General features: G+C 60.4%; 12 protein-coding genes and 1 pseudogene. 5 read left to right on the top strand and 8 right to left on the bottom strand.

Features of this window, described 5'->3' with window-relative positions:
• Positions 1 to 38: 38 nt before the first annotated feature.
• A complete protein-coding gene (locus tag HDG39_RS18910; protein ID WP_184007621.1) occupies positions 39 to 659 on the bottom strand; it encodes a hypothetical protein in 621 nt (206 codons plus the stop codon).
• A 349-nt stretch (positions 660 to 1008) separates the two neighbouring features.
• Here HDG39_RS18910 and HDG39_RS18915 point away from each other — a divergent pair, with 349 nt between their 5' ends.
• The gene (locus HDG39_RS18915) at positions 1009 to 1398 is read left to right on the top strand and encodes a hypothetical protein (RefSeq protein WP_184007623.1); all 390 of its coding nucleotides are present in this window, start codon (positions 1009 to 1011) and stop codon (positions 1396 to 1398) included.
• 714 nt (positions 1399 to 2112) lie between these two features.
• On the top strand, positions 2113 to 3729 hold the full coding sequence (locus tag HDG39_RS18920) for a hypothetical protein (RefSeq protein ID WP_184007625.1): 1617 nt from the start codon (positions 2113 to 2115) through the stop codon (positions 3727 to 3729).
• A 57-nt stretch (positions 3730 to 3786) separates the two neighbouring features.
• On the opposite strand, the pseudogene HDG39_RS18925 reads toward HDG39_RS18920, so the two are convergent.
• The 4 genes and pseudogenes from HDG39_RS18925 to HDG39_RS18935 all read right to left on the bottom strand — a co-directional run.
• A pseudogene (locus HDG39_RS18925) lies at positions 3787 to 4229 on the bottom strand (IS6 family transposase); the annotation flags it as partial.
• 223 nt (positions 4230 to 4452) lie between these two features.
• Positions 4453 to 5073: a group II intron maturase-specific domain-containing protein gene (locus tag HDG39_RS34640; RefSeq protein ID WP_221305792.1), complete on the bottom strand. Its 621-nt coding sequence runs from the start codon at positions 5071 to 5073 to the stop codon at positions 4453 to 4455.
• 5 nt (positions 5074 to 5078) lie between these two features.
• Positions 5079 to 5417 carry an RNA-dependent RNA polymerase family protein gene (locus tag HDG39_RS34645; protein WP_311666809.1) on the bottom strand — a complete coding sequence of 113 codons (339 nt, stop codon included), beginning with the start codon at positions 5415 to 5417 and terminating at the stop codon, positions 5079 to 5081.
• A gap of 160 nt (positions 5418 to 5577) precedes the next feature.
• Complete coding sequence (locus HDG39_RS18935; RefSeq protein WP_184007627.1) at positions 5578 to 5976, bottom strand: hypothetical protein; 399 nt, start codon at positions 5974 to 5976, stop codon at positions 5578 to 5580.
• Positions 5977 to 7131: 1155 nt separating this feature from the next.
• Here HDG39_RS18935 and groES point away from each other — a divergent pair.
• Together groES and groL are read left to right on the top strand one after the other, a co-directional pair.
• Positions 7132 to 7422, top strand: a complete 291-nt coding sequence (gene groES / locus HDG39_RS18940) for a co-chaperone GroES (protein ID WP_008923887.1) — start codon at positions 7132 to 7134, stop codon at positions 7420 to 7422.
• Between the two features lie 53 nt (positions 7423 to 7475).
• Positions 7476 to 9116, top strand: a complete 1641-nt coding sequence (gene groL, locus HDG39_RS18945; protein WP_018419577.1) for a chaperonin GroEL — start codon at positions 7476 to 7478, stop codon at positions 9114 to 9116.
• A 204-nt stretch (positions 9117 to 9320) separates the two neighbouring features.
• On the opposite strand, the gene cysC is transcribed toward groL, so the two are convergent.
• The 3 genes from cysC to HDG39_RS18960 all read right to left on the bottom strand — a co-directional run bounded on the left by cysC (position 9321) and on the right by HDG39_RS18960 (position 11933).
• Positions 9321 to 9959, bottom strand: a complete 639-nt coding sequence (cysC, locus tag HDG39_RS18950) for an adenylyl-sulfate kinase (RefSeq protein WP_184007629.1) — start codon at positions 9957 to 9959, stop codon at positions 9321 to 9323.
• A gap of 26 nt (positions 9960 to 9985) precedes the next feature.
• Positions 9986 to 10969, bottom strand: a complete 984-nt coding sequence (locus tag HDG39_RS18955; RefSeq protein ID WP_311666812.1) for a chondroitin 4-O-sulfotransferase — start codon at positions 10967 to 10969, stop codon at positions 9986 to 9988.
• A 100-nt stretch (positions 10970 to 11069) separates the two neighbouring features.
• A complete protein-coding gene (locus HDG39_RS18960) occupies positions 11070 to 11933 on the bottom strand; it encodes a hydroxymethylpyrimidine/phosphomethylpyrimidine kinase (RefSeq protein ID WP_018419581.1) in 864 nt (287 codons plus the stop codon).
• Between the two features lie 383 nt (positions 11934 to 12316).
• Here HDG39_RS18960 and HDG39_RS18965 point away from each other — a divergent pair, with 383 nt between their 5' ends.
• Complete coding sequence (locus tag HDG39_RS18965) at positions 12317 to 12487, top strand: rubredoxin (protein ID WP_006047743.1); 171 nt, start codon at positions 12317 to 12319, stop codon at positions 12485 to 12487.
• The last annotated feature ends 291 nt before the right edge of the window (positions 12488 to 12778 follow it).

Raw genomic sequence — 12778 nt, forward strand, 5'->3', positions numbered from 1 at the left:
AATGAATGCAACGACGCCCGCAAGCGGCGTCGGCCGGACTACTGGACGACGTAACCGCGCGCCTGCATGCACGCGCCGAAGGCGGCCCAATAGCGGGTCATCGGCGGCTCGGGCGCGGGCAGCGGCGGCAGCTTCACGTTCGACGCCGCGTTGGCCTGCAGCGAAGCGGCCGCCCCCTCCGACGCGCCGGGTGCCGCGCTCGCACTGGGGCCCGGTGCCGCCGATGCGTTCGGCGGTGCATTCGCCGCCGCGGTGGCCGGCGCGCCTGGCGCGCTGGCGCCGGCCGCGGTTTCGTTCACGGGTTTCGCCGACGATGCGCCGTCAGGCGCTTGCGCGCCCGCCAGCGGCGCGCTCGCGGCTTCGGGCGCGCTCGCGCTCCACGGCAGCGGCGTGGCTGAGAAGGAACTAGGCGGAAGCGGCGGCTTCGACGGTACGCCGGTCGACGCACCTTTGGCCGCGGGCGGCTGACGCTGCGGAATCTGCGACTCGTGGGCCATGTTGACCCCGGTCACGCGGTTCGCCTCGGCGTAGCACATCGCGTTGTCGATGCTGCGCTCGTAAGGGCTCTGACTTCGGATCGGATAGGTGACAGGCCGCCACGCGAACGCGGCAGTGCTCGTCACCAACAGCGTCAGTACGGTATATGTTCTAAATGCCATCGCAGTCACTCCCGCAGCGATGTCTCGCCTTTTTGTGTTTGATTTCGTGTCGTGCTTTCGTTCTGGGCTCGTTGCGCGTCGCGTTCGAGCTCGTTCTCATGCCTGGCGCTCGTGCTTCTGTCGCGGCCTGCCGATAGGCCGTGGCGTTGCGGTGCTTGCGCCACGGCTCCCCGGAACGGGCACGTTGCGAATGCCGCTTTAACGAGCGTAGCACCGCGGTTTGGCCACGCGATGCATCGGATAGCGCGCGAAAACGCCATCGTGCAGTGCAATCAGGACACAATCGGCGAGGCGGCGTTTAAGATCGGGACAATCCCTGGTCGCCACGAAGGATCGTCAGGAGTCGAAGATGAAGAACCTATCCTATCGCTATCGGCCGCTTTGCGCAGCGTTCTGTCTGTCGGTGCTGTCGCTCGCCGCGCCGCTAGCGAGCGGCGCGAGCGACGCCAACATGAGCGCGGAGACGGCGGGCGAGCGCGCAAGCTTCGCGCAGGCGTTTTGCGACGTGTCGCCCGAGCGGATCGGCGCCTATAAGGCGCGGCTCCGAAAGGTCCTGACCGGTGCGACCGATTTCGATCAGCACTGGGACACGGGCTGGCACCGCGCCGACATCACCAATAGCCAGATGAACGCACTGCGCGAGCGAGATCCGAAGGAATTCGCGGCGCGCATCAAGGTCAATTGCGAACGGCTCAAGTGGATGGCGGGTAATGCGTTGCACCGGCCGGCGCAGAAGTGAAGTGAAACGAGCGCGCTGTCGGGCGACCGAAACTGGCGGATCGTGGCCTGATGCAGAAGACTTCGCCGGTCTGAATCTCGCGCGGCTGTAGTCGACGACACGCGAACCGACTGGAACTGGAAGCTTTTTGCATACTCACCGGTTTCGGCCAAAAATACACATTATTATGACTTTCGCTTAATGTTCGGCCCACCGTCGAGTAGTCTGCAGATGTAACGCTCAACGACTTTTCGAGCATGTAACTAATTCGCGAATATCGTTTGGTCCGTACTGCGGCACATTTGCGGCGGTAATGAGGCCTGCTATGTGAATATTAGCTAACGTAATGCCGGACCGACCTTCTGCTGGGCAAGCTTCCAGATCAAACGCTGTTTGACCTTTTGCCATTATCGTTTCGAAGTGAGGAGCGATTATGTTGAACCCGAAGACGTTCGGACACTTCCTTTGGCTCGTCCGCAAGACGTGGATAACACGCGGGCCGCGTTTGTACTACTCGCAGTTTGGAGAGGACGCGGTGTTGCGCGAGATAATCAGTCCCCGGTGCAATAAGGGTGTTTATGTCGACGTTGGTGCGTACCACCCAACGCGCGGCGATGACACGAGCGCGATGCGAATCCCGCTACCGCCTTTCCTCGCATGGGATCGACTGACCATGCGTAGTGAGTCCGCCAACAGGGCGGCAGTACTCCGCGGGCGCACTGAAGGAGCCAGAGGATGAAAGAAGTCGGTTCCGGTGAAGCCGCTTATAATCGCCAGTCCAAGGCTGATGACGCTCTCGCCGCCGGTATGGCCGTTCTGCCGTCCCGCTGGTACTCGGCAAAGTCGTCCTATGTCGGCGCGATCTTCCTCCTGCTGGCCATCGGGGCAGTATGGGCGAACATATTCGGCTATCTCAACGTCGACTCGTGGAATTACCTGTCTCTCGCTCAATCGATCCGGCTCGGGCGCGGCTGCTCGGTGGCCGGAACGTACTTCGCGGTATTTCCATGCGGTTACCCGCTTGCGATCGCGCTGACCGCACCTTCGCTCGACATGACTGTGATGGCCGTCAGCAGCAAGGTCACCAACCTGATCCTGCTGCTGCTGGCTTTTTACTTCCTGTCGAAAACCTTTACGAACGTGCTGGTCCCGCTTCTCGTCATCGTCAATCCGTTCACTCTCGAGCTTTACCAGTACACGTGGTCCGAAAATCTCTTTCTTAGCGCGTTCTGCGCGTCGCTTTTCGTCATCTCCCGAATCGCGCGTCCAGGTTCATCGCGCTTGCAGATCGTCGCGCTTGCCTGCGCGCTAATCGTCGGGTGCTCGGCGCGCTATTTCTTCGGGTTGTTTTGCGTGGCGATCTTTGCGGCGACGTGGATCGCGTATGGTAGATCGACGGCGATCAGGGCACTGCCTGCCTTCGTGGGCGCCGCGATTTTCTACATCGCCTATCAAAAGTTCAACGTGGCGATGACGGGCTTCATTACTGGCACGCCACGACCCGCGGCGCCGGAATCGTTTCTTTTTCTGTTGTTCCGGTTCGTGCGTCAATTGCTCAGGGAGGTCGTGATCTGTGGCGTGCTGCTGCTGCCCTTTCTCTGGAGTCTGACGCGCGGCCGAAGGTGGACATTCGCGGCATCGGCCCCGGCAGACATCGACGCCCGGGCTTGCTGGCATCTCGCGCTATGCGGCGTCGGGTACCTGCTGTTCGCCTTCTCCGTGCGCACATTGACTCAATATGACATCTATTCGCCACGTCTGATCAGCTACGGTCTTGTATTCGTAATGGCCGCGCTCGTCGGCATGCTCACGCTGGCGAAGAAAAACTATTACCCGACGGTTCCTGCACTCATTTATGGCGCGTTTTGCCTGCTCGCCGCGCAAGCCGAAGTCGTCACACTTCTGGCGTCGACGATCGTCCATCACCGCTACGTGTCGCCCGTCGATGCAGTCAAGCGCTACCGCAACGAAGGAACCGATGCGGACCTGATCGTCCAACTACGTCCGCCGACTATCGCGCCGACCGTCGACGGATGGGGCGTGCTCTATTACCCGAAACACGCGAACATCGTTGACATGAAAGCGGCGCCCTATTGGAAACCGGACTCTGTCGACGATCTGAGAACCCGGGTCAGCAAGGCGCACGCACGGTCTTGTGTGATTGATTTTACGCCGTATAAAACTTGGCAGGACATCCAACGGTTCGTCGACGAGACGTTTCCGGTCGGCTTCACCTTCCGGTCGGGAGCGCTCTTTCCAACGGTTGTCGAACAGCAGAAGCTCGATCCATCAATGCGCGCGTTTCTGCTCGCGACCTTCCGGCCAGGACAATACGTAAGCTGCCCGTTCTGAGGTTTGTGTCGCGATAAGAAATCCGGGATGAGTGAACTACTATATGAATAGGACGGCTTACATGATCAGCGAATAGAATTTCTCAGCAGCGGTTTTGGTGATTCCGTCATCCTGCATCTGCCCTTTTCGGATCATGTGCATCACCTCGATGCCGGACAGGATGATGCGCGCGCAGCGCAAATTCTTGAAGCCCATCATCGGTTTGATGATGCGTTTGATCGCACGATGGTCCTGCTCGATGATGTTGTTCAGGTATTTGTTCTGCCGAACCTTGATCGGCGTCTTGCGCTCGACGTTGAGCGCTTCGAGTGCGGCCAGATTGGCCCCACTCTTGTCCACCGTAATCGTTTTGGGTCCCCCGTTTTGGGCAATCGCCTTCTCGAAGTAGCGACGCGCCGCGACCTTGTCACGGTGGGCCGCAGCAGGAAATCGATCGTATTGCCCTCTTTATCGACCGCGCGGTACAAATATTTCCATTGGCCTTTGACCTTCAGTGGAGTAAGAGACAGGACGTAGTCGAACTATTTCCCTGCCTCTCCTCCCCGGTAGGGTCGAGAACTGGCGCGCGCACCGATAGGCACCGGTGGTGATTCCACCGCTTTCGCGATGGCCCGCAATCCGGCAACCATGGTCACGTTTCCAACTCCCGCCACGTCGAACGCAGCGGCCGATTTCCGGCACTACGCTCTCCTGTTCGCTTCATGTCAAGATTTATGGGACCTATCATGCTGGGCGCGCTTTCGGTGCGGCAGCACGACGAACACGATAGCCGTTGAACAGTTTCAGTTCCTCATACAACCAGCGCCTACGCCACCGCTTCCAGCCGAAGCCCCGCCGATTCCGGGAGCGCCCCATGTGGCGCCTGATCTTCTTTTCTACCCAGTCTTTGATGAAGCTGAAGCACTCGCTGGAATGTCCAACAGCGAAGTAATTCACCCAACCGCGTAACACTGGATTGATCAGTTCTACCACCCGATCTACCGGCTGCGACTGGTATCGCCGAAACACCTCTTTGAGCTTACGCAATAACGCCGTGCGCTTCTTCAGCTTTGGCGTATAGTGCGCCCGCCACACCTGCCTCTGTACGCTGCGGAGTCGACGGAAGTCGAATCCCAGAAAGCCGAAGCTCTTTGAGCGGTTTAGATTAATGGTGCGGCTCTTCTCTTCATTGACCTCAACCTGCAGTTTGGCAAACTCTTCCCGAAGTCGCGTGGTCACCGCCCTCAGCAGCCACGCATGGCGCGGATGGGCATCGATCAGCACCACCAGATCGTCAGCGAATCGGGCATACTCGACGTAGGTGTACTTTCCGTTGCGCGTGGCTTCTTTCGCCCGCTCCAGCATACGGTCTACCTCAGTGAGATAGATGTTACCGAGCAACGGTGAATCACCCCGCCTTGCGGAACGCCTTCTTTGCCGGACGCCGTCAGCATCAGCTTCAGCAGATGCATGACGTCGTCGTCCCTGATCCGACGCGCGACCTTTTCAAGCAGTAGATGATGCCGAACTGTGTCAAAGTAGGCGCGCAAATCGAGGTCTATGACGCGGGTCTTGCACTGAACAATCGCGGTCGCGACCCGATGCACCGCTTTATGCGCGGTACGCTTCGGACGATAACCATACGCCCCCGGTTCGAAGTCTGCCTCGAAGATCGGCTCCAATATGAGCTTGAGCGCACCCTGGACCACCCGGTCACGGATTGCCGGAATCGAAAGGACACGGACCTTGCCCCGTCCTTCGGTATTTCCTGCCGCCGCGATCGTAGCGGTACGTAGGCACGCCCGATCAGTTCGTCCCGTATCCGCTCGAGGAACGCCTCCACGCCTTGCGCCTCGATGACCTCAAACGTCACTCCGTCGATACCCGGAGCGCCGTTGTTCCTTCTGGCCAGCGCATACGCTTCGCGTATAGAACATATGGCCTATGAAGTAACGCCGATCCTGCAAAAGTTGGTGCCACTTCCGCCATGCTTTCTATCGCAACTCGCGTAAGTGGACCTACAGTCGTGTGTCCAAGCGCCTGACTATCTTCGTCGGTGTATTTGAGATTTGGTGGAAGAAAATCGCAATACGAGATCTGATGTCGCCACGGCAACCGACCAGCATCGCACGCCGAAATAAGTGCGCCGAGCGCGTCCTCCGTGATGACCGTTGCTTTGCACAGCTTGCTTAAATCGCTTCTTTTATTGGCAAGCAGGATCGCTACGAGAGGCTCGATCTCCGTCATCGCCTGTTGTTGAAGGTCCATAACCCGCATCCGAAAACGCAATGCGTGCATTTTCGCATGGGCATCATCGTCAATACTCGTCGTCGTCCCCATTGCCCGAGCGCGGCGGCGCGGACTGCTGGTCGCCGCGCATCATATTTCCAAGGCCGGGGAAATACACATCACATCGTTCGGCCACGGCGGCATATCTCCCCCCATCAATGGAGTCCGAGTTCGGCCTGCATGCGTGCGAGCCGCTCAATCGCACGCGGGATCGTCTCCATTGCCGCATTCAGCCCGCTCTGGGCGCTTGCATCGCCCGCCGAACGATTCCAGCAAACTATTGCATCCACCGGTTGAATCCGCAACACAGACCGGCCAGATTGATCAATCGCCATAGCGAAGACCCTGGCCGCCTCGGACCACTCCGCGGTTTCCTTCCTCGAGGTTTATTCAACGCCTGCCCGCACGCGTTGTCGTTCGCTCATGAGCCCGTGCTCGAGGGCAGGCATCGAATAAACCTAAACGACAAGAGACGATCGCCGTCTCGTACCGATGGCTCATCCGTGTGCGTACTTGGCACCGTTGAGCGCGCATACGATCGTGGGCGGCCGACTAGGGGGCGGCGTTCAAAGAATGCACGTCTTTCGGGCGGTCCAGTAAATTCCCTACTTTCGAGTCTAGCTACCTTCGAACACCCCCACTAAGGTGCTGTCAGACATGCAAACTGCATCACCTGTCAGAACTTTCTGCATCGGTTGCACCGGATAGCCGCGGTCGCATCATGTTTTTCGACTTCCAGAGCATGGATGAAGAGCGTGATCGACTCCGGGGGTTTACCCTGGATCGAATGCCAATCGTTACGTTTTGCGAGACGATTGTCGTCAGAAATCGCTCGGTAACCCAGCAGCGTGCGCAGCCTTGCAGCACGGCGACTCGGCTTATAAGTCATTGTTTTTACAGAGGGTGTGCCCTGTCGCGAAGTCCGGACGCAGGTCGCGAGTTCAAACTTAAGTGAACAAAGTTCAAAGTTAAGCGAATCTCGACACTTCGACCGCGTTCCCCGCTTCTTGAATTTGTCACTGCCCGTCCATATAATTAGCACTCGCTGCACGAGAGTGCTAACAACATCTCCGGTTGGCTCGGCCAGCCGGGTTTTTCTCAGCGTTCTTCAGTCTCAATCAGAGAGGAGTATGTATGAACCTTCGTCCTTTGCATGATCGCGTGATCGTCAAACGTCTGGATCAGGAAACCAAGACCGCGTCGGGCATCGTGATCCCCGAAGCCGCAGCGGAAAAGCCGGATCAAGGTGAAATCCTCGCAGTCGGCCCGGGCAAGCGCGACGACAAGGGCGCAGCCATTGCGCTCGACGTGAAGGTCGGCGACCGCGTCCTGTTCGGCAAGTACGCAGGCCAGACCGTCAAGGTCGACGGCAACGAACTGCTCGTGATGCGCGAAGAAGACATCATGGCCGTGGTCCAGAAGTAAGCGCAAGGTCGCTACTTCCCCGGTTATATCCAAAGTATTCAAGGAGTTAGAAGATGGCAGCTAAAGACGTCGTATTCGGTGATTCCGCCCGTGCCAAGATGGTCGAAGGCGTGAATATTCTCGCCAACGCCGTGAAGGTCACGCTGGGTCCGAAGGGCCGCAACGTGGTTCTCGAGCGCAGCTTCGGCGGCCCGACGGTCACCAAGGACGGTGTGTCGGTCGCTAAAGAGATCGAACTGAAAGACAAGCTCCAGAACATGGGCGCGCAAATGGTCAAGGAAGTCGCTTCCAAGACCAGCGACAACGCAGGCGACGGCACGACGACCGCTACGGTTCTCGCGCAATCGATCGTCCGCGAAGGCATGAAGTACGTCGCATCGGGCATGAACCCGATGGACCTGAAGCGCGGTATCGACAAGGCTGTTGCAGCTGCAATCGAAGAACTGCGCAAGATCAGCAAGCCGTGCACGACCAACAAGGAAATCGCCCAGGTTGGCGCGATCTCGGCGAACAGCGATTCGTCGATCGGCGAGCGCATCGCTGAAGCAATGGACAAGGTCGGCAAGGAAGGCGTGATCACCGTCGAAGACGGCAAGTCGCTGCAAGACGAGCTGGACGTCGTCGAAGGTATGCAATTCGACCGCGGCTACCTGTCGCCGTATTTCATCAACAACCCGGACAAGCAAGTCGCCGTGCTCGAGAACCCGTTCGTGCTGCTGCACGACAAGAAGGTGTCGAACATCCGTGATCTGCTGCCGGTGCTCGAGCAAGTCGCGAAGGCTGGCCGTCCGCTGCTGATCATCGCTGAAGACGTCGAAGGCGAAGCGCTCGCAACGCTGGTCGTCAACAACATCCGCGGCATCCTCAAGACCGTTGCCGTCAAGGCTCCGGGCTTCGGTGATCGTCGTAAGGCGATGTTGGAAGACATCGCGATCCTGACCGGCGGTCAGGTCATCGCTGAAGAAACCGGCCTCACGCTCGAGAAGGCAACGCTGGCTGAATTGGGCCAGGCGAAGCGCATCGAAGTGGGCAAGGAAAACACCACGATCATCGACGGCGCTGGCGAAGCCGCGAACATCGAAGCTCGCGTCAAGCAAGTGCGCACGCAGATCGAAGAAGCGACCTCGGACTACGACCGTGAAAAGCTGCAAGAACGCGTTGCCAAGCTGGCAGGCGGCGTTGCAGTGATCAAGGTCGGTGCTGCGACCGAAGTCGAAATGAAGGAAAAGAAGGCACGTGTCGAAGACGCACTGCACGCAACGCGCGCAGCTGTGGAAGAAGGCATCGTGGCTGGCGGCGGTGTCGCGCTGATCCGTGCACGTACGGCAATCGCTGGCCTGAAGGGCGCTAACGCCGATCAGGACGCAGGTATCAAGATCGTTCTGCGCGCCATGGAAGAGCCGCTGCGCCAGATCGTCGCCAACGGTGGCGAAGAAGCGAGTGTCGTCGTGGCAGCGGTTGCTGCTGGCAAGGGCAACTACGGCTACAACGCAGCGACCGGCGAGTACGTCGACCTGGTCGACGCAGGTGTCGTGGACCCGACGAAGGTGACGCGCACGGCGCTGCAAAACGCAGCTTCGGTTGCTGGCCTGCTGCTGACGACCGACGCAGCTGTCTGCGAACTGCCGAAGGAAGATGCTCCGATGCCTGGCGGCATGCCCGGCGGCATGGGCGGCATGGGCATGGACATGTAATTCCGCTCGGGTCTCGTGGTCCGGCCGCGTGGTTGAACCGCCGCGCGTCTGGATCACGGACGAGGCCCGGCTGGAAGTCCATGTGGGGAGCACGCCGCGAGGCGTTTCCCCAAACAAAAAAACCCGCTTATGCGGGTTTTTTTGTTTGGGGCCGGCGTTGCTGTGCTTGCTGGCGAGCGCTTCGGGACGCCCTTTTTGGCCGGATCAGGCGCCCGCGGCGTGAGCCGTGCGATGAGAGGATCTTCCGAGGCACTTTTCGCGCAGGTAGTGGAAGATCTGCGCGACGCTTTGCGCGGGGCTCAGCGTTCCCGTATCGACGTGCAGGTCGGGATCGATCGGCGCTTCATAGGGCGCTGATAAGCCGGTGAACGAGCTGATCTCGCCAGACCTCGCTTTCGCGTAAAGACCTTTGGGATCGCGGCTCGCGCAGGTGGCGAGCGAGGCGGACACGTAGGTTTCGACGAACTTGTCGGCTCCGATGATCGCGCGCGCCATCGCCCGATCTTCGCGTAGCGGCGAAATCAGCGCGGAAATCACGATCAGACCCGCGTCGTTCATCAATTGGGCGACGTGCGCGACCCGGCGGATGTTTTCGCGCCGGTCGTGGGGCTCGAATCCAAGGTCGCTCGCCAGACCGTGGCGGATGTTGTCGCCGTCGAGCACATAGCAGGCGTGACCGAGCGCGATCAGCTGCTCCTCGAGCGCGAACGCGAGCGTCGATTTGCCGGCGCCGGACAGGCCGGTCAGCCAGATCGTGGTGGGCATCTGATCGAACATGCGTATGCGGTCCTGCACCGCGATCTTGCCGTGGAAGCGTTGCACGAATTGGGGCGGCTCTTTCATGGATCGGTTCTCTTGGCTCTTCTGGCTCATTCGCAGTGCCAGCCTTGCCGCCACGTGCCGGCGTTGTGCAGGCTTTCGGTGGAATTGGCAATGGTAACGCGAAAGCCTTCCGGAAAATCGTTCGGCAGTGGAATCGAAAATCCGCTGTATGCGCTCGGATAGCCGGTGCTCGCCACATCGGGCCGCGGCTCACCGCTGCAGCCGGTCGCGACGATCCGCGTGCCGACCCGCACCTCGAGCGGTACCTGCCGCTGCGGCTCGCTCAGGTTGACGGCCCGGCTGCACACTACGCCGTCGCGCACCGCGTCGACAAAATCGTCGAACAGGTCGGCGGGCGGACGCCGCCGGCTTTGCGCGAACTCCAGATAGGTGTCGATCGGCGCGAGATCGAAGCGGCCGATCACTTCATGCACGCGCGACAGGAATGAGCCATCGATGCCGAAATACGTTGAGTTATAGAAGTGCGGATTCTCGAGCTGATCTATTTCGGACTGAATCACACGAACCACATCGAGCGCATTCGAAAAGACGCTGCCCGTTTCTTTCGCATAGGCTTCGACGATTCGATTCGCATCGCGGAACAGCTCGTAATCAAGGCTATTGTCGTCGATGAACTTTTGTCTTGCTGCTTCGCTTATGTGAGCTTTGCCTTTCGGCGCGCCATGGGTGCGATTCGATTCGAAACAGAACGGTAATTTCAACCCCGTCGAACCGCACAGCCGCAATAAGAATTCGCTCATGTCCTCGCAGACGCCGACGGTACCGATCTGTTCGCGCAAATGGATTTGCGCCACGGCGAGGCTCGCTTCGTTGACCGCCGGCTCGCCGCTCAGCATCTGAACGAACAGGTTCCTGCCGCCGAGCGATTCGCTGACCCACTCGTCGAGCGACAGTACGCCTTGCAGCGCCAGGGCCTCGGTCGCCGACACGCTGACGCCGCGCGTGATCTGGCCGTTCTTGCCGTTCGCCGTATCCCCAGTAGTGCGAGATCTGGCGCGCGAGCGGATCACGCAGGATCGTCGAATGGAAAGTTGCGCCAATCGCGAAATTCGCATGAATGAAAAAAACGGCTGACAGCGGGTTTTCAGTCGATGCCGACGAATGGCGAGGTCAGTGCCGCGCTTCCCCCGGCGCCGCGCCCTTGCCTTGCGCGGGCGGTGTTTCGTCTTCATCGCTGCTGCGCGCCCAGAAGAAGCGATCGGGCGTGTACGCCCCCATGCCGGGCCGGAACGCATTGCGCACTGCCTGATACAGATACTCCTGGCTTTCGCGCACCGCTTCCGCGGGCTCCTGGCCGTTGGCGAGAAGCGCGGCGATTGCGGAGCCGAGCGTATCGGTCAGGCCCGTCAACCGATGCGGCGCGCGGTCCCACATGTCCTGACGCAACTGGCCGTCCTCGCTGAAGAGTGTGTTGACGAGCCGATGCGTGCCGGTTTCGGTCGACAGAATGTACTCGCAGCCCTGCGACAGCAGATGCGAGATCGCCGCGTCGAGGCTCGGCGCCTCCGCGTCGCCGTCGGGCTGCGCGAGCGCGAGCAGCGTCGCCGAGTCGGCGACCAGCAGCGTGGTTTGCGGCGCGAGCAGATCGGCGATCGCTTCGCGCAGTTCGTCGGCGGCGAGCACGTGTTCGTCGTCGAGCGTGAAGTCGGGGGCGAGGATCAGCGGGATGTCGTCGTAGTCGGCGACAACTTCCGCGATCGCGCTGACCACTTCGGCGCGCGTGCACGCGCCGACCTTGAATGCGGCGATCGGCATGTCCTCGAGCAGCATGCGCGCCTGCGTCGCGACGACGTCCGGGTCGAGCCCGGTGACTTCGTCGCAATTCGCCGAGTCGCGCACGGTATAGCCCGTGAGCACGGAAACGCCGTGGCAGCCCATGCTGGCAAGTGTCAACAGGTCCGCCTGCAGGCCGGAGCCGCCGGTGGGGTCGGAGAGACCGAAGGTGAGGACGATCGGAGGCGTGTCGCTGGGCATGAAAATGGATAAAGAAAGCAGGATTTCAGCGCGCAATGCGCAATTGGCTCAATTATGCGGCCTAAACCGTTGAGAGGGCGTTTTTTCGCGCGGCGGGGATCGCCAGAGGCTGGCTCGCGGCCCGCTGACGAGCGGCCGGCGGGGAATGCTTTGAGGTTGCCACGCTAGCGCCGCGAGCTTGCCGAGGGGGCCCTCTATCGCGCTGCCGGGTGTCCCCACCGCCGTGCGGAATGACGCCGCGAGCGTCGTCCGCACGGCGCGCGGGCGCACCGCCGAAGCCCGGTCCACGCTACGATTGCGCGTTTTCGATTGCTAGGCATGGGGGCGGCAACACGGTACCATCATGGCTCCCGCCTCCACGGACTCAATGACGCGACAAAAGAATGGAATATCAAAGCTGGATGTGCCTGATTTGCGGCTGGATTTACGACGAAGAGGCTGGCTTGCCCGACGAAGGCATTGCGCCGGGCACGCGCTGGGAAGACGTGCCCATCAACTGGACGTGTCCGGAGTGCGGAGCGCGCAAGGAAGACTTCGAAATGGTCCAGATCTGAAGTTCGGCAAGCCGCCGTCAGCCGGTCGGTCGTTCGAGTCGCTTGATCATTGTTCCGGCGTCGCGGTTTGATGGGCTCGTGCGACACGCCGGAAGCTTCGGCCCCCAAACCGGGTCCCGAGATTCGGTCCCGAACCTGAACCCTGAGCTTCGATCCCGAAAAGTCAGCGGCGTCATCCGCCGCGCAATTGCTGCAATCGCTTGATGCGTCCGGCGCGCCCGGCGCCTGTCTGAGCGCGCCGGCGCGGAACATCGCCGGTCGCGTCGTGTCGCAACGGTAGTCTGTCATTGT

The sequence above is a fragment of the Paraburkholderia lebeckiae genome (assembly GCF_014201005.1).
Taxonomy (GTDB): Bacteria; Pseudomonadota; Gammaproteobacteria; order Burkholderiales; family Burkholderiaceae; genus Paraburkholderia; species Paraburkholderia tuberum.

What these genes read in the sequence shown, in the direction of transcription:
- HDG39_RS18910 (WP_184007621.1), bottom strand. Translation starts at nt 659, where the DNA reads ATGGCATTTAGAACATATACCGTACTGACGCTGTTGGTGACGAGCACT.
- HDG39_RS18915 (WP_184007623.1), top strand. Translation starts at nt 1,009, where the DNA reads ATGAAGAACCTATCCTATCGCTATCGGCCGCTTTGCGCAGCGTTCTGT.
- HDG39_RS18920 (WP_184007625.1), top strand. Translation starts at nt 2,113, where the DNA reads ATGAAAGAAGTCGGTTCCGGTGAAGCCGCTTATAATCGCCAGTCCAAG.
- HDG39_RS34640 (WP_221305792.1), bottom strand. Translation starts at nt 5,073, where the DNA reads ATGCTGGAGCGGGCGAAAGAAGCCACGCGCAACGGAAAGTACACCTAC.
- HDG39_RS18935 (WP_184007627.1), bottom strand. Translation starts at nt 5,976, where the DNA reads ATGGACCTTCAACAACAGGCGATGACGGAGATCGAGCCTCTCGTAGCG.
- groES (WP_008923887.1), top strand. Translation starts at nt 7,132, where the DNA reads ATGAACCTTCGTCCTTTGCATGATCGCGTGATCGTCAAACGTCTGGAT.
- groL (WP_018419577.1), top strand. Translation starts at nt 7,476, where the DNA reads ATGGCAGCTAAAGACGTCGTATTCGGTGATTCCGCCCGTGCCAAGATG.
- cysC (WP_184007629.1), bottom strand. Translation starts at nt 9,959, where the DNA reads ATGAAAGAGCCGCCCCAATTCGTGCAACGCTTCCACGGCAAGATCGCG.
- HDG39_RS18960 (WP_018419581.1), bottom strand. Translation starts at nt 11,933, where the DNA reads ATGCCCAGCGACACGCCTCCGATCGTCCTCACCTTCGGTCTCTCCGAC.
- HDG39_RS18965 (WP_006047743.1), top strand. Translation starts at nt 12,317, where the DNA reads ATGGAATATCAAAGCTGGATGTGCCTGATTTGCGGCTGGATTTACGAC.